General features: G+C 64.8%; 12 protein-coding genes and 1 pseudogene. 4 read left to right on the top strand and 9 right to left on the bottom strand.

Translation table 11 applies throughout. The features are described 5' to 3' along the window. Positions 1 to 36 precede the first annotated feature (36 nt). Complete coding sequence (locus tag NLM15_RS40720) at positions 37 to 918, top strand: DMT family transporter (protein ID WP_254123574.1); 882 nt, start codon at positions 37 to 39, stop codon at positions 916 to 918. Between the two features lie 5 nt (positions 919 to 923). On the opposite strand, the gene NLM15_RS40715 is transcribed toward NLM15_RS40720, so the two are convergent. Beyond that, the gene (locus tag NLM15_RS40715; RefSeq protein WP_254123572.1) at positions 924 to 2,171 is read right to left on the bottom strand and encodes a glycosyltransferase family 87 protein; all 1,248 of its coding nucleotides are present in this window, start codon (positions 2,169 to 2,171) and stop codon (positions 924 to 926) included. 272 nt (positions 2,172 to 2,443) lie between these two features. On the opposite strand from NLM15_RS40715, the gene NLM15_RS40710 reads away from it, so the two are divergent. Both NLM15_RS40710 and NLM15_RS40705 read left to right on the top strand, forming a co-directional pair. Next, entirely contained in the window at positions 2,444 to 3,445 is a 1,002-nt protein-coding gene (locus NLM15_RS40710; protein ID WP_254123571.1) for a family 16 glycosylhydrolase, read from the top strand. A 2-nt stretch (positions 3,446 to 3,447) separates the two neighbouring features. Further along, a pseudogene (locus NLM15_RS40705) lies at positions 3,448 to 4,922 on the top strand (GH1 family beta-glucosidase). A 761-nt stretch (positions 4,923 to 5,683) separates the two neighbouring features. On the opposite strand, the gene NLM15_RS40700 reads toward NLM15_RS40705, so the two are convergent. From NLM15_RS40700 to NLM15_RS40665, 8 genes are all read right to left on the bottom strand, one after another. After that, the gene (locus NLM15_RS40700) at positions 5,684 to 5,929 is read right to left on the bottom strand and encodes a hypothetical protein (protein WP_254123569.1); all 246 of its coding nucleotides are present in this window, start codon (positions 5,927 to 5,929) and stop codon (positions 5,684 to 5,686) included. Positions 5,930 to 6,109: 180 nt separating this feature from the next. Beyond that, a complete protein-coding gene (locus tag NLM15_RS40695; RefSeq protein ID WP_254123568.1) occupies positions 6,110 to 6,667 on the bottom strand; it encodes an HNH endonuclease in 558 nt (185 codons plus the stop codon). Between the two features lie 222 nt (positions 6,668 to 6,889). Further along, complete coding sequence (locus NLM15_RS40690) at positions 6,890 to 7,867, bottom strand: peptidyl-alpha-hydroxyglycine alpha-amidating lyase family protein (protein ID WP_254123566.1); 978 nt, start codon at positions 7,865 to 7,867, stop codon at positions 6,890 to 6,892. 125 nt (positions 7,868 to 7,992) lie between these two features. Further along, on the bottom strand, positions 7,993 to 9,792 hold the full coding sequence (locus tag NLM15_RS40685) for an NAD(P)/FAD-dependent oxidoreductase (RefSeq protein WP_254123565.1): 1,800 nt from the start codon (positions 9,790 to 9,792) through the stop codon (positions 7,993 to 7,995). Between the two features lie 77 nt (positions 9,793 to 9,869). Then, positions 9,870 to 10,955 (bottom strand): DUF2855 family protein, encoded by a 1,086-nt coding sequence (locus NLM15_RS40680; RefSeq protein ID WP_254123563.1) that lies wholly within the window; start codon positions 10,953 to 10,955, stop codon positions 9,870 to 9,872. Positions 10,956 to 11,054: 99 nt separating this feature from the next. Beyond that, on the bottom strand, positions 11,055 to 12,581 hold the full coding sequence (locus NLM15_RS40675; RefSeq protein WP_254123561.1) for an acyl-CoA synthetase: 1,527 nt from the start codon (positions 12,579 to 12,581) through the stop codon (positions 11,055 to 11,057). Between the two features lie 24 nt (positions 12,582 to 12,605). After that, positions 12,606 to 13,790: an ABC transporter substrate-binding protein gene (locus NLM15_RS40670; RefSeq protein WP_254123559.1), complete on the bottom strand. Its 1,185-nt coding sequence runs from the start codon at positions 13,788 to 13,790 to the stop codon at positions 12,606 to 12,608. A 51-nt stretch (positions 13,791 to 13,841) separates the two neighbouring features. Further along, entirely contained in the window at positions 13,842 to 14,816 is a 975-nt protein-coding gene (locus NLM15_RS40665) for a nitronate monooxygenase family protein (protein ID WP_254123558.1), read from the bottom strand. 181 nt (positions 14,817 to 14,997) lie between these two features. Here NLM15_RS40665 and NLM15_RS40660 point away from each other — a divergent pair, with 181 nt between their 5' ends. Continuing rightward, positions 14,998 to 15,885 carry a LysR family transcriptional regulator gene (locus NLM15_RS40660; protein WP_254123557.1) on the top strand — a complete coding sequence of 296 codons (888 nt, stop codon included), beginning with the start codon at positions 14,998 to 15,000 and terminating at the stop codon, positions 15,883 to 15,885. The last annotated feature ends 112 nt before the right edge of the window (positions 15,886 to 15,997 follow it).

Below are 15,997 nucleotides of genomic sequence, written 5' to 3'. Positions count from 1 at the left end.
GTGGAGTGTGCCGCACGCGCCTGCTAAGCGCTATCCATGGATTCGGCCCGCCGCGACAGGATGATCGGTTCTCTGTGCCTCGGCGTGACGGCGTTCGGCTGGGCGCTGAACTGGCCGCTGATGAAGCTGCTGCTCCAGCAATGGCCGCCGCTATTCGCGCGCGGGCTGGCCGGCGTGTGCGCCTCGCTCATTCTCGGCATGCTGGCATTGAGCAGGAAGGAATCGTTCGCCGTTCCGCGCGAGGCGGTTCCGCGGCTGCTGTTTGCGACCCTCACCAACGTCTTTGCCTGGATGGGGCTCGGCACGGTCGCAATGAAATATGTGTCCGTGAGCGAGGGGGCTCTGCTCGCCTATACGATGCCGATCTGGGCCATGCTGTTCGCCTGGCCGGTGCTGCGCACGCGGCCGACCATGCGGGATCTCCTGGGTCTCGTCCTCGGTGTCGCCGGCGTCGCGCTGCTCCTCGGGGGCAACGGCTTTGCGTTCGGCGCCGACAAGCTGCTCGGCATTGCGCTCGCACTGCTCTGCGCCATCCTGTTCGCGCTCGGCAATGTGCTCAACCGCAAGCCGCTGCCGATGCCACCGCTCGTGGTCGTCGCCTGGCAGGTTGGACTCGGTTGCGCCACGATGCTGGTCCTCGGCGTCCTGTTCGAGCATCCTGATATCACCGCGATCACCCCGCTGGGACTCGGCTGCTTCGTCTATATGACGCTGGTCCCGATGGGCGTCTGTTACGTCACCTGGTTCGAGACACTGCGCCGGCTGCCGCCGACCTCGGCATCGACCGGCATGCTGATCGTCCCCGTGATCGGCGTGATCTCCGCCGCGATCATCCTGGGCGAACCGCTGGGCCTGCGCGAATGGGGGGCGATGGCGCTCACGCTCGGCGGCGTGACGCTGGCGTTGCAACAGGCGTAGAGAGCCTATTCGGCAGCCTGCGGCAGCGCAGGCGCCGGCTGCGTCCCGCGCCACAGCAGCCGCAGCAGCACGGCCAGGAGCGCCATCAGGGCAAAGCCGCCCAGGGCGGGCGCGAAATGTTGATCGGGATCGGCCTTCGGCCCGAACTGCACCGCGAGCCGCGCCGACTGCAACAGCCCATAGGCTCCGGCGAACAGGATCAGCCCGTAGATCACGCTACGCTCGCGCGGACCCGCCATCCTGGCGAGATCGGGCAGCATCAGGGCCAGACCGATCCCGAGCATCGGCAGATCGTAATCATATGCATAGGGGCTGATCATCACGGAGACCATCACGGCGGCACCGAGCGTGAAGGCCGGTGCCGCGCCGCGCGCCACGCCGAGAAGGACGGCGAACAAGGCCAGCCCGGCAACGGCCGTCTGTCCCCAGAAGGCGGTGCTGGCGGGAAGGCCGGCCTTGTACAGCGCCGCATAGGTCGAGATCATGCGAAAGAGCGGATAGAAGCCCTGCTCGAGATAGCTAGCCGATTCCCTGATCGCACCGAGCCACGCGAACCAGATCTGCCATCCGAAGAGGAGCGTGCAGAGCAGCGAGCTCACCAGGACGACGGCCGCGGCCGTTCCGAGCGCAATCCAGCGCCGCGTCACCAGCAGATAGATGCCGGCGGCAATCGCAAGGTGCGGCTTGATCACCATGGCGCCGAGCGCGAGGCCGGCCAGCAGCTGCCGCCGCTCCACGTTGAGACAAACGAGCCCGATCAGCGCCCCCGTCAGAAACCCGTTCTGCCCGCAACCGATGGTGATCGCCATCGCGGGAAACAGGATCACCAGCACCTGCGCGAAATTCCGGCCGGCGCTCGCGCGAAGCATCACGAGATAGAGCGCGAGCGTCGCGGCGGTGAACAGGAGATAGCCGACGCCGACCGGCAGGAATGCGAACGGCGCGAGCAGGAGGTCGTATTGCGGCGGATAGGTCCAGGGCATGAAGCCGGTGGCGCCGCCGGCGGCCTCCATCTGCATCTTCAGCAGGGCATCGAAATGATAGACCTGGTCGAGATCGCCGCGCCAGACGTGCTGGGCGACGATGTGGAAGGCATCGAAGTCGGCGAGCTCGCGTTCCGTCCAGCCGCCGGAGCGTGCGAACCAGAAGGACTTGAAGACGGCGATCGCCGCCAGTGCCGCCAGCACGAAGCGGACATAGGCAGTCCGCTTCGACGGCGAGGACTGAACCGCTTCCAGCGTCTCGGCAAACATGAGCGGCGACCTTGGACCTGACGGATCGGCGGCTGGACAGGCAGCGCCGCGGATCCCGGCCAAACTGCCATCGGAGGCTTAAGGGACGGTAACGAATGCGGAAGGATTTTGGCGCCGGCGCCTCTCTGGCGCGGCTGGAGCGCGAGGAACTGGGCCCGGTCAGCCGCGAAATGACCTTTTCGAAATCGCCCGCCGGCATCAGGTGGCCGCGCTTGCCCGCTCGAAGACAGCCGAGCTAACCTGCCCATATCCTGCGATGTCTATGTGCGGTGATGATCGACAGTTGGACGAAGGGCGCCCTGGTTGCGATCGGCCTGTCTGCCGTGGCCGCGCCGGGCGTTGCGCAGGACGGCCTCGATGGTGCGCCCGGCACGATGTCGCTGCAAGTGACCACCGATCCCTCCATGATCGAGTGCCGCAAGCTGGCGACGGTCAATCCCGCCTTGCTCGAGTTCCGGCCGCTGCGCCGGACCTTCAACGACGATTTTGACGAGCATCCGCTCGCGACAGGACGCTGGGTGCCGCATTACGCCGGCGGCGCGGCGTGGCCCGAGGCGCGCTATTGGGGTGGCGACGGATCCGACTTCAAGCGCAAGACCAGCGCCAATGGCGAGCAGCAGATCTATGTCGATCCCCGCTATGCCGGCCGTGCGGCGACGCCGCTTGGGCTCGATCCGTTCAAGGTGAAGGACGGCGTGCTCTCGATCATCGCGAGCCGCACGCCGCCGGAACTGAAGTCGGTTCTGTTCAACAACGAGTATATCTCGGGGATCCTGACGACCCAGGGCACGTTTGCGCAGAAGCATGGCTATTTCGAAATCCGCGCCAAGGTGCCGGTCGGCCATGCGGTCTGGCCGGCGTTCTGGATGCTGGCGGATGACGGCGGCTGGCCGCCGGAGGTCGACGTGCTGGAAGGCCGCGGCGAGCGGCCCGGCGATCTCGTGATGACCACGCATTGGCGGATTCCGTCGACCCAGAAGATCCAGTCCTGCGGCTTCGACTACGCGGTCGGCGACGCCTCCAGCGCGTTCCACAATTACGGTGTGCTGTGGGAGGAAGATCGCCTGGTCTACTTCATCGACCGCAAGCCGGTCTCCGACATCAAGGTGCCGATCGGCTTCGACGATCCCATGTACATGATCGTCAATCTCGCGATCGGATCGAAGTTCTTTCTCGGCGTTGGTCCGGTCGATGCGGAATCGCCACCGAGCGTCGCATTCGAGATCGACCGGATTTCCGCCTATCAGATCGACATGGAGCAGGCCCGGAGATAGCGATGTCAGCTGATGTCTCGCGGCGCGATCTTGCCAGGCTCGCGGGCGTCGCCGCGCTTGGCGCAGCGGCGGGTTCGAACGCTGCAGCGAAGGCTGCGGAGAATGAAACGCCGGCATCGGTCGACCGCCACGCCCCCTTCCCGAAGGATTTTCTCTGGGGGACGGCGACCTCGTCCTACCAGATCGAGGGCGCCGTCGACGAGGATGGTCGCGGCAAGTCGATCTGGGATATCTTCAGCCACACGCCCGGCAAGATCGAGGACGGCTCGACCGGCGACCGCGCCAACGAGCACTATCATCGCTACAAGGACGACGTCGCGCTGATCAAGGCGATCGGCGTCAAGGCGTACCGCTTTTCGATCGCATGGCCACGGGTGTTTCCGGACGGTGCCGGCCAGCCCAATCCCAAAGGGATCGACTTCTACGACCGCCTCGTCGACGAGCTGCTCGCGAACGGCATCACACCCTATGCGACGCTCTATCATTGGGACCTGCCGCAGACGCTGCAGGACCGTGTCGGCGGCTGGCAGTCGAGCGACACATCGAAAGCCTTTGCCGATTACGCGGCGTACGTCGCGGGCCGCCTGACCGACCGCGTGAAGAACATTTTTACCGTGAACGAAGTCGGCGCTTCGTGAATTTCGGCTATGGCTGGGGCATCGACGCGCCCGGTCTCAAGCTGCCCGCGGCGCAGCTCAACCAGGCCCGCCATCACGTCGCACTGGCGCACGGGCTCGCGGTGCAGGCGATCCGCGCCTCCGGGCGCGCAGGCACCCGTGTGGGCGCCGCCGAGAACATTGCGGCCTGCGTGCCGGCGATCGCGACGCCCGAAAACATTCGCGCTGCCGAGGTCGCGACGCGCGAACTCAACGCCGGCTTTCTCGGCGTGGTGCTGGAGGGCAAGTACACCGACGGCTTCCTCGCCTATGCCGGGGCGGATGCGCCGAAATTCACGCCGGAGGAATTGAAGATCATCGGCACGCCGAACGATTTCGTCGGCCTCAACATCTACGCGCCGCAATATTACGTGACCGCGTCCGACCGCGCGCCGGGCTTCCGCGTGCTGCCGTTCCCGACCTCGTTCCCGCATATGAACTCGGAATGGCTGCGGGTCGGCCCGGAAGTGATCTACTGGGCCCCACGCCTTGCCGCGAAAATCTGGAACATCGAGAACATCTATATCAGCGAGAACGGCACCTCGTCCGAAGACAAGATCGCCGCCGACGGCCAGGTCTACGACCTCGACCGCATCATGTTCCTGCGCAACTACCTGACCCAGATGCAGCGCGCGATCGCCGAGGGCGTGCCGGTCCGCGGCTATTTCCTGTGGAGCCTGATGGACAATTTCGAGTGGATCTTCGGCTACGGCAAGCGCTTTGGCCTCTACCGGGTCGACTTCGAGACCCAGGCGAGGCTGCCGAAGCTGAGCGCAGCGTTCTATCGCGACGTGGTGGCAAGGAACGCAATCGGGGTGTGAGGCGCGTCGGCGTCCCGATCATCCGACGTCTCAGAAGCGACGTTGAGACAAGTTGCCGGGAGTCCGGCTACCACCGATAGCCGTCATGACCAAAGGATAAGCATGTTTCGGCTGAAGATCGGCGGCCCGCGTCGCTCCCGGCAGATTTATGGGTTCACGGCCTAACAGACCCTCACTGTCACATAGCTATAACCGTTCCATTGTTGCTGGTAACAAGATGAACCATACGCAGCCGCGGCTCCCAGCGCGGCGCCTGTTGCTACACCAGCCGCGGCAGCTCCCCAACCAGGACCGTAATAGCCTCCGCGATAGCCGCCACGGTAATAGCGACCGCCTCCGGCCCAACGTGTCCCTCCACCGTGCCAGCGCGCACCACCGCCGTGGAAGTGTGCACCGCCTCCATGGAAACGTGCACCACCTCCGTGGAAATGGGCACCACCTCCGCGCCCACCACGGGCGTCAGCCATGCTAGGCACAACGGTTGCTGCGGCAGCGACGAAGCTGATTGCTAAGAGAACTTTGGTCGGTCGCATTTGCACTCTCCACGATTACAACGACGGGTAATTCACTACGAAGCTCGATTGTTCCTTTGCGATCTAATGCTCGGTTCACGCTGTTGACGCCCATCGTTAGCCTGATCGCGCGATTGCAGGTCTCGATCATTCAACTTTCGGCCTGCGCGCTTAGAAACATGGTCGGTTGTAGCGACAACGGCCGGGCGTAGGCTTGCAGGCGGCTAGGAGCGACAGCGCGGGCGCGCTTCAGTGCCCGCCGGAGACGGCCAGGCCGGGCGCCGGACGCCGCAAGAGGAGGACGATCGGCACGATGGCCAGCAGGGTCATCCCGAGCAGCCAGAAGCAGTCGCCGTAGGTCATCACCAGCGCGTGCCTCTGGATCTGTCCCGATGGTTGGGCAATTGCCGGCAGCTTCGCGGTCGCCGCGTCCACGCCCTGCGCCGCACCGTCGGCGACCAGCCGCGCCTGCCCGAGCAGGGAATTCGCCGTCACCGATTCGCGGATGGTCGCCGAATGGAAGGCGCTGCGCTGGTCGATGAGGATACCGCTCAGAAGAACGTCATCCCGCGTTTTCGCTCGGTCCTATGGTGTCGTTTTGGCAGATCACGCCGCAAAACGTGACGCACTTATGTGTGTTCTGACACTTTTATGAGGTGCACTGCCTCTGCGTCCCTACGGATCCAGCTCCGTATCCCAATACAGATAGTCCAGCCAGCTATCGTGCAGATAGTTCGGCGGGAACAGGCGGCCGTTGCGGTGGAGCTGGTGCACGGTCGGGGCGAAGGCGTGCTGGCGCGGAAACATCTTGGCTTGCGCCGGCGTGAGATTGCCCTTGCGCAGGTTACACGGCGAGCAAGCCGCGACCACGTTCTCCCAGGTGGTCTGGCCGCCTTTGCTGCGCGGGATGATGTGATCGAACGTCAGGTCTTCGGGCGAGCCGCAATACTGGCAATTGAAGCGGTCGCGCAGGAAGACGTTGAACCGGGTGAAGGCGGGATGGGTGGTCGGCTTGACGAAGGATTTGAGCGAGACGACGCTCGGCAGCTGCATTTGCAGCGTGGGACTGTGAACCGCCTGATCGTAATGTGCGACGATGTTGACGCGGTCGAGGAACACCGCCTTGATCGCGTCCTGCCACGACCAAAGAGACAGCGGGTAGTAACTCAGCGGCCGGAAGTCCGCATTCAGCACCAACACCGGCCAACTGCCTTGCGAGACATGTGCGTTCAAGTAACGCTCCCGGCCTCCAATATACGCTGCGAAGCAGCATGTACTGACATACTACATGCAGCGTGACGGGATTGTGAAGCCCGTTGAGCGACTTATTCAGGCGCAAGCAATGCGGCGGCGGGGTGGCAAAAGCGCTCAAAAACGCCGTGATCTGGGGGCGAGGACGATGTTGGGTGGGGGGCGGGGTCGACCTGACAGCGCATCGCGGCCTCGCCCGCCCAATTACTCCCGCACCCGCTCCAGCTTCTGCAAGCAGCGCGTGGCGCGCACCACGGCCGGCATCTCCTCCTCCCCGAAACTGGCCTTCCAGTTGGTGACGCCGACTTCGCCGACATAGATGTCACCCCTGGAGTCCAGCGCGAGGCCGTGCGGCGCCAGGAATTTGCCGCTGGCAACGCCTGGCCCATTCTCGCCGCCGAGCCGCGCGATGCGGTTGCCCTTGGCGTCCACGATCGACAGCCGCGGGCCGAGATTGGGTACGTTGCGGTTGATATCGAGGCCCGGGCCGAGCTCACCGATCACGAACGTCGGGCTCTTGCCGCCACCACAGCAGCACAGCGCGCAGGGGCGGTGAAGGTTGTTCCACTGCGTCTGGTACTTGCCCTCGCCGTCGAACACCTGCACGCGGTGGTTCTCGCGGTCGGCGACATAGACAAATCCGTCGGCGTCGGTGGCGATGTTGTGCACGATGTTGAACTGACCGGGGTCGGTGCCCGGCTCGCCCCAGCTTTTGAGCAGCTTGCCGTCGGGCGTGAACTTGTGCACGCGCGCATTGCCATAGCCGTCGGAGACGTAGATCTCGCCTTTCGGCGACAGCGCGGTGTGGGTGCAGCGATGGAAGGGATCACCGCTCATGAACGGCGACGGCTTCTCGGGGATGCCGATCGTCAGCAGCACCTTGCCGTCGGTGGTGCATTTGCGCACGGTGTGGTCGCCGTCATCGGTGCAATAGAGATTGTCGTCGGCATCGATGTGCAGGCCGTGTGCACGCGAGAACAGCCCTTCGCCAAAGCTTCGGAGGAAATTCCCCTCGCGGTCGAGCACCACCATCGGATGGGCGCCGCGGTTGAAGACGTAGACGCGGTCCTTGCTGTCGACCGCGACCGAGGCGACGTCGGTGAGCTGCCAACCGTCAGGCAGCTTTGCAAAATTTTCGACGACGCGGTAGCGGTGCTCGCCGGCGCCGAGAATGGCTGGCATGTGTGGTCTCTCCTTCTGTCATTCCGGGGCACGCGAAGCGTGAGCCCGGAATCCATTGTGCAGCATACCTTGTGGATTGATGGATTCCGGGTTCGCGCTACGCGCGCCCCGGAATGACGGCTGGTTTACGTTGTGCCCACCTCACGCCGCAAAATCCCTTCCTCGATCGCCTTGATCTGGAGCGCGAGATATTTCGAGTTGATCCGGCACTGCGCGAGGCTGCCGGCGATGAACCACAGGCCGGGCTGCCCGGTGCGCGCATACATGTTGCGCAGCTCGAGGCCGTCGCCAAAGCCCCAGACCGGGCCGACGCGGTCGGCGACGCCGTCGCCGAACAGTTTTCGCACCAGATATTCCTGGGGCTTGTAGCCGGTCGAGAGCACGATGAGGTCGGCGGGGACGGTCGTGCCGTCCTTCATCCTCGCGCCTTCGGTAACGAAACCCTCGATGTCCGCAAACTGCCTGAGCTTGATCGCGCCTTCGACGATGAGGTTTGAGCAGCCGACGTTGAAGTAATAGCCACCGCCGCGGGTGAGGTATTTGAACTGCCAGCCGGTGCCGGCCTCGCCGAAGTCGAGCTTGAAGCCGACCTTGCGCAGGCCGTCGAGCAGCTCCTTGTCGAGCTCCTTCGACTGCTCGGTCAGCATCACATGGGTTTTCTTCGCCAGCGGTGTCGGCATCGAGGTCGCGATCAAATCGTTATCCTCGAGCGTGCCCTCGTTGTAGGTCGCATAAGCGAGCTGGGCGGACGGCTCGATATTGGTGACCAGCGTCGGCGACCGCTGCAGCAGCGTCACCGCGGCGCCGCTGGAGCAGAGGTCCTGCGCGATGTCGTGGCCGCTGTTGCCGGTGCCGATGACGATGGCGCGCTTGCCCGTCCAGTTCTCGCCGTCCTCGTAGCGGCTGGAATGCAGCAGCGTGCCTTTGAAATTATCGAGAGTCGGAATATCAGGCACGTTGGCGATGCCGCTGACACCGGTCGCCATCACGACATGGCGCGGGTGCATGACGCGTTTGCTGCCGTCGGCGCGTCGCAACGTGACCGTCCAGCCACCCTTCGCGTCGTCGTACGATCCGCCCTCGAACTCGGTGCCGGTCCAGAAATCCAGCTCCATCGCGTCGACATAGGCTTCGAACCAGTTGGCGAGCTTGTCCTTCGGGATGTAGGTCGGCCAGTTCGGCGGGAACGGCATGTAGGGCAAATGATTGACCTGCACCTGGTTGTGCAGGGTCAGGGCGTGATAGCGCTTGCGCCAGTTGTCGCCGATCCGGCTCTCGCGATCGACGATCAGTGTGTCGATCTTCAATTGCTTCAGCCGTGCTGCAATCGCAAGGCCGGCCTGGCCGCCCCCGACGACCAGCACGGCAGGATCGCGATCGACGTAGTCGCGCGATGCGTTGCGCAAATCGAGCCAGTTCGGCCCGCGGAAATCGCGTGAATAGGCCTGTCCCCGCGGCCGCGACGTGCCGAGCTGCTCCTCGAAGCCTTTGAGCTCGTCCAGCGCGGTGAGCAGCGTCCATGCTTTCAGGCGATCGCCGTCGGCGCTGTCCGGAACGAGCCGGACGATGCCGCTGCCGCGGCCGGCCGCGGTCTCGAAATTGAAGATGGCCTCGATCGTGCTCGTGCCGGCGCGCGTGACCCAGCGCGGCGCCGCGCGGTTCGGCGCGATCGTGAAGCTGGTCGGCGCGGCCTTGGGCGCGAGCGCCGTCAGCGATCGTGCAATCTGATCGTGGCCCGCGATCGTTTGCAGGTTCCAGCTCAGCGCCAGCACGTCGCGCCAGAAACTGTCGGCGAGGAAGAGATGGTCGAGTCTGGCCGGATCAGGCTTGCCAAGGTTGCTGCCAAGGGGGCTGCCAAGCGTGCGCTCGAACTCATCGAGCCAGGCCTGTGCAGAGACGGAAATATCCTTCGTCTTGTCCAGCATGCGCGACCTCGTGGCCGTCTTCGCGGCGTTTCCTCTGAGGTGGACGCTATACCGGTTCGACAGGCCTCGAAAGCGGTTTACCCGAGCAGCGAGAGCATGTGGCCCTGCTCCGGCGGAATGCGCCCATTCAGCGTATCGAGAAACACCTGCCGCACCGCGTCGGGTCCGCGGCTCTCGACCACGGTCAGGCATCTCTCCAGGAGCGGCGCAAAGCCGGACCATGCCGTGCCAAAGCGCTGCTCGATGCCGCCAGGGCCCCATTCCTTGGCGCGCTTGCGGATCTGGTCGGGGGCGAAGAACCAGCGCGGTTTTGCGCCGGGCAGGGCGCCTTCGTCTGCCTCGGTGGCGCGATGCGTCAAACCGACGCGCACGGAGCACTTCATCTGGTCGCCGAAGTGCTGGTGCAATCCGGCGCGTAGCGCGCTGTTGCCGGCCATGTCGACGAAGGCGACCGGCGCATCCGAGGGCAGCGACGTCACGCGGTCGTAGGTGACGACCTCGTCGTAACATCCGAGCGACGAGACAAAGCCGGTATTGCCTGATGATGTCAGCCCGACCACCTTGCGGCCGCGCGCGTGCAGCAAGTGGGCGAGGCCGAACGCGGTCTTGCTCGAGGCGCTGGAGAGCAGCACGGTGCGGGCGCCGAAATCGTCGTTCTCGGCGAGGAAGTCGTCGACCAGGAACGACAGCATGAACAGCGGCCGCAGCAGTGCCTGAAGATCGCCCTGATGTCCGGCAAAGGCGGGATCGCCGGTGACGCGGGAATACAGGTTGTAGACGGGCGAGACCTGCTTGCGATGCTCGGCGCCGTCACGAAGGGCGCGCTTGCTGACGTCGGTGGCCTCGATGACGAGATGCGTCGCCATCGGGAAATAGCCGAACAGGCGCTCGCCCACGGCAACGTTCGGATGCGTGGAGGCGATCACCTCGCCAAAGCCCCATACCGGAATGTTGCCAAAACCGTCCGGCGCTGGAAAGAGCTGCCAGTATTTCAACTCGTCGCCCATCACCGCATAGGTGATGTTGTTGGCGGTGAAGGCGAAGCGATCGACTTTGACGAGCAGAGCGTCGGAGGGCAGGGCGGCCGAATCTGGAATTGCGGTTTCGATCAGCTTGCACTCGGCGAGGTCATTGCGCGCAACGACAAAGTCGGTCGATGTCATGGTAAAGGTCCCAGCTGTCTCCGTGCCGGCATCTTCTGTTTCACAGTTGCGCGCTTTGCAACAGCAACATTGTTTTAAACGGCGTTTGTTCGCTCCCCCCTAGGTGCGGTTCGGAGTCCGGCCGGCCCAGTAGGGATCGCGCAGCTTGCGTTTGAAGATCTTTCCGGTCGCCTCGCGGGGCAGTGCATCCATGAACTGGACGTCTTTCGGCACCTTGAAGTTGGCCAATCGCTCGCGCAGCCAGACCTGCACCGCTGCGGCCGAGAGTTGCGCGTCCGTCTCAGGCTCGACAAAGGCGCACAGCCGCTCGCCGAATTCGGCGTCTGGAATGCCGAACACGGCGCAGTCGCGCACACCCGGCATTCCAATCAGCGCGTTCTCGATCTCGGCGGGATAGATGTTGACGCCGCCTGAGATCACCATGTCGCGCTTGCGGTCGCACAGGAACAGATAGCCGTGCTCGTCGAGATAGCCGACGTCACCGACGCTGACGAGGCCGTCCCGTCCTGCCTCGGCCCTGGCCTGGGACTTGCCGTGGTAGTCGAAATCGGGCACCGCCGTCTGGCGCATGTAGATTTCGCCAACCTCGTTGACACCGCAGAGGCTGCCGTCTTCGCGGAAGATCTTGACGATGCCGCCTTCGATGGCGCGGCCGACCGTGCCCGGCTTTTTCAATGCCTCCTCGGCCGAATGCCACACCGGAATGCCGGTCTCGGTGGAGCCGAAATATTCGTTGATGACGCCTCCCCACCAGTCGATCATGGCGCGTTTGACGTCGGACGGGCAGGGCGCGGCGCCGTGCACGACGAAACGCAGCGACGAGAGGTCGTGGCGCCGTCTGGTAGCCTCGGGCAGCCGCAGCAGCCGGACGAACATGGTCGGCACCATGTGGATGTGCGTGACGCCGTGGCGTTCGATCAGCGCGAGCAGCTCCTCGGCGTCGAACCGCGCCTGGAGGACGATGGTGCAGCCGTTGCGGAATGCCATCATGCCGTAGGAGTGCGGCGCCGAGTGATACATCGGCCCGTTGATCAGCACGACCTGGTCTTCCCTGGGCTTGATGCCATAGGCGATCGCGCCCACGCGTTCGGAAGCGGACGCCTGTTCAGGCTGCATCGGCATGCGCCGCACGCCCTTCGGCATGCCGGTCGTTCCGGACGTGTAGATCATCGCTGCGGCGCGCCGCGGCGGCTCCTGCGATTCGGCATGGCCATCGCGCCAGCGGTCCCAGTCGGTCAGTCCGGCCGGGACCTCGGTCATATCAGGGGGAATTGAGAAGGTCGCCGCGAGCTCGGGCGGTGTCGCGGTGACGAGGAGGCGGACATCCGCCGGCACGCCGTCGCGGATTTGCGGCAGCAAATCGGCATGGCAGACCATGATCTTCGCGCCGCTGTCGGCGAGGATGTAGCGGACCTCCTCGGCCTTCAGATGCCAGTTGATCGGCACCACCGGATTGCCGAGCGCCGCGGAGGCCGCAACCACCTCGAACAGGGCGAAATCGTTGCGCAGCATCATCGCGACCGGCGCGGCCTCGGCAAGGCCCAGGGCGCGGAAACCGGTCATCGCCCGCCTGATGCGAGCCTGGATCTCGTCATAGCCGATCCGGCGTTCGCCGCTGATGATCATGGTGCGTCCCTATCCCGCTCGAGCCTAGCGATCGTCGAGCACGTCGCCGAATCCGACCCAGCTCTTGCCGTTGAAGCGGCGGAGCTGAAGCTGCTGGAACGGCAGATAGTCGTCGGGAGCGGTCGTAACAGACATGCCAGGCAGCAGCAGCGGCAGCTTGACCTCCTTCAGCAAGGAGGCCTGGCGCATGATGTTGTCGCGGCTGACATCGTCCTTGCACGCCCTGAGTACCGTCATCAGCAGCGTGGCATAGTGATAGCCCGCGGCGTAGTTGGAGTTGGAGAGGTCCGCGGTCGGCATGTATTGCTTCATGAAGGCGAAATACTCCTTCACGCCGGGATCATTGGCCCATTGCGGGTCCATCGTGTCCTTCTGGTTGCTCGACGAGATCAGGCCGACCGCGTTGTCGAGCCCGGCCGGCTCCAGGAACGAGATCGACGAGGCCGACGTCGGCACGAAGAACAGCTCGGGCTTCCACCCGATCTCGGCGACGCCCTTGACCATCTGCGAGGTGAATTTGCCGAGCACGACGCCGAACAGCACGTTGGCGCCTGAAGCCTTCAGGGTCGAGAGCTGCGAGCTGATCGTCGGCGCGCTGGTCTCGTAGCTCGCTTCCGCGATGATCATGCCGGCCGCCTTGGCCCCGAGCGCCCGCTTGAACCCAGCGACATAGTCGCGGCCGAAATCGTCGTTCTGCGACAGGATCGCGATCTTGGCATCCGGCTTGGTCTGCAAGATGTATTTGGCATAGACCACGCCCTCGGATTCGTAGGCGGCCATGCCCGGCATCGTCCAGGGATTCTTCTGCGGATCGGCCCATTTGGTGGCGCCCGAGAGCACGAACAGCTGCGGCACCTTCTTGGCGTTGAGGTAGCGCTGCACGGCGCTGTTGGTGGCGGTGCCGAGCGAGCCGAACATCATCAGCACCTCGTCCTGCTCCACGAGCTTGCGGGTCTGCTCGACCGTCTTCGGCGGCGAGTAGGCGTCGTCCAGGGTGATGAACCTGACCTTGCGGCCGTTGATGCCGCCTTCGGCATTGACCTTCTCGAAGAACGCCTCCTGCGTCCGTCCGATCGCGCCGAAGCCGGATGCCGGACCGCTATAGGGCAGGGTCTGCCCGATGCGGATCTCGTTGTTGCCTTCCGCGCGGGCGCTGCCGGTAGCGAGCGTCAGCAGCGACATGCCGATCAGTGCGGTCGCCAGCTTCATGATGTCCTCCCGTTGTTCTTGTCAGTCCGGTTTGCCTGCCGGATCAGGCCGTCAGGCGCTGGCGCGCATCAGGAAATCCTGCCGGGCCTGATCGAATTCGCCCTTCATCCGATCGACGAGTTCGGCGACGGGCGGCGCGTCGGCGATCTGGCCGATGCCCTGGCCCGAGCCCCAGATGTCGCGCCACGCCTTGGATTTCATGTTGCCGCCGGAGCCGAAATTCATCTTCGTCTTGTCGGCCACCGGCAGATTATCCGGATCGAGGCCCGCGGCGGCGATCGAAGGGCCGAGATAGTTGCCGTGCACGCCGGTGAAGAGGTTCGTGTAGACGATGTCGTGCGCGGCGTGCTGCGTCAGCGCCGACTTGTAGGCTTCCTCGGCGTTGGCTTCCTTCGTCGCGATGAAGCGCGTGCCCATATAGGCGAGGTCGGCGCCGAGCGTCAGCGCGGAGGCGATTGCGAAGCCGTCGCTGATTGCGCCCGACAGCAGGATCGCGCCGTTGAACCATTGCTTGACCTCGCGCACCAGCGCGAACGGCGAGAGCGTGCCGGCATGGCCGCCGGCGCCGGCGCACACCAGGATCAGTCCGTCGACGCCCTGCTCGGCGGCCTTGCGCGCATGCTTGACGTTGATGACGTCGTGGAACACGAGCCCTCCATAGGAGTGCGCGGCCTCGACGATCTCGGCGGGCGGCCGCAGCGAGGTGATGATGATGGGCGCCCTGTGCTTCACACAGGTCTCCATGTCCTTCATTAGCCGGTCGTTGGAGGCGTGGCAGATCTGGTTGACCGCGTAGGGCGCGACCTTCCTGCCGGGATTGCGCGATTTGTATTCGCCGAGCTCGTCCTCGATGCGGCTCAGCCACTCGTCGAGCTTTGCCACCGGACGGGCGTTGAGCGCCGGAAACGAACCGACGACACCGGCCTTGCATTGGGCGATCACCAGCTCCGGCCCGGAGACGATGAACAGCGGCGAGCCGACCACGGGAAGCTCGAGCGAATCCTTCAAGAGAGCCGGCAGCGCCATGTTGTCCTCCCGGAAACGTAGCCCGCCGACAGGCGGCAGACGAGGCGTTTCCCTGTTGATTGTTCTGTGAGCGGGTTGCCGCCCCGTGCTGTGGATTTGGCGCCACTATAAGGGGTGGACGGCAAGCCATGGTCGTTCAATATTGAACGAACGGCCATTCAGATATGAACGGAGGCTGCCGGTGGACTGGGACCTTTGCAAGACCTTCGTCGCGGTCGCCGATACCGGCAGCTTCACCGCGGCGGCGCGCCGGCTGCACACCAGCCATCCGACCGTCAGCCGCAAGATCGCGGCGCTGGAAGCCCAGCTCGGCACCAGACTGGTCGCGCGTGCCGCCGACGGTTTGGCGCTGACCGCGGATGGACGGACGCTGCGCGAGCACGCCGAAGCAATGGCTGCGGCGGCACTGCGGGCCGAGACCGCGGTCTCGGCGGGAGGGCGCAAGGCGCGCGGCACCGTCAAGCTGTCGATCGGGGCGACGCTGGCTTCGCATTGGCTGATGCCGCGCCTGCCTGCCTTCCTGCGTGCGCACGATCACATCCAGCTCGAGATCATCACCCATCCGTTTCCGGCCAGCGTGCGCCGGCGCGAGGCGGACGTGGTGCTGCGGCCCTTCGACAGCGGTGAGGAAAACCTGGTCGGCCGCAAGATCAGCCGTCTCGGCACGGGATTCTATGCCTCGCACGACTATGCCGCCGGCCGGTCCTTGCCGGAACGGCGCGGCGAGTGGAAGGGGCACAGTATCATCGGCTTCGCCGACCAGACGTCCAATGCCCAGCTTGCGCGGTGGAGCGATCTCGTCACGCGGCAGGCCAGGGTGGTGATGCGCTGCTCGTCCCAGGGCGACATGCTCGCGGCCGCCCGCGCGGGGCTCGGAATCTCCGCGCTGTCGTGCTTCGTCGCGGAGACCTATCCCGATCTCGTGCGCGTCGCGCCGCAGAAGCTCGCCAGCGTTGCGGACCTGTGGCTGCTCGCTCATCCCGACCTCGTCGAGCTGCCGGCGGTGCGCGCCGTGGTCGATTTCGTCGCCGAATGCGCCCGGGCCGATCGCGTCAGGCTGCGGGGTTAGAGCATGATCCGGACCCGAAGGGCCGCGTTAGCGCAAAGCGTGCAGCGGTTTTCCGAAAAGATCATGCTCAAACAAAAACCAAAGCGCGATGACGGTCTAGCCCAATCTCATC

Origin of the sequence: Bradyrhizobium sp. CCGB20, from assembly GCF_024199855.1 — a bacterium.
GTDB lineage: Bacteria > Pseudomonadota > Alphaproteobacteria > Rhizobiales > Xanthobacteraceae > Bradyrhizobium.
Note: the sequence above shows the minus strand (reverse complement) of the source record. Positions and strands in the feature narration are given on the sequence as shown.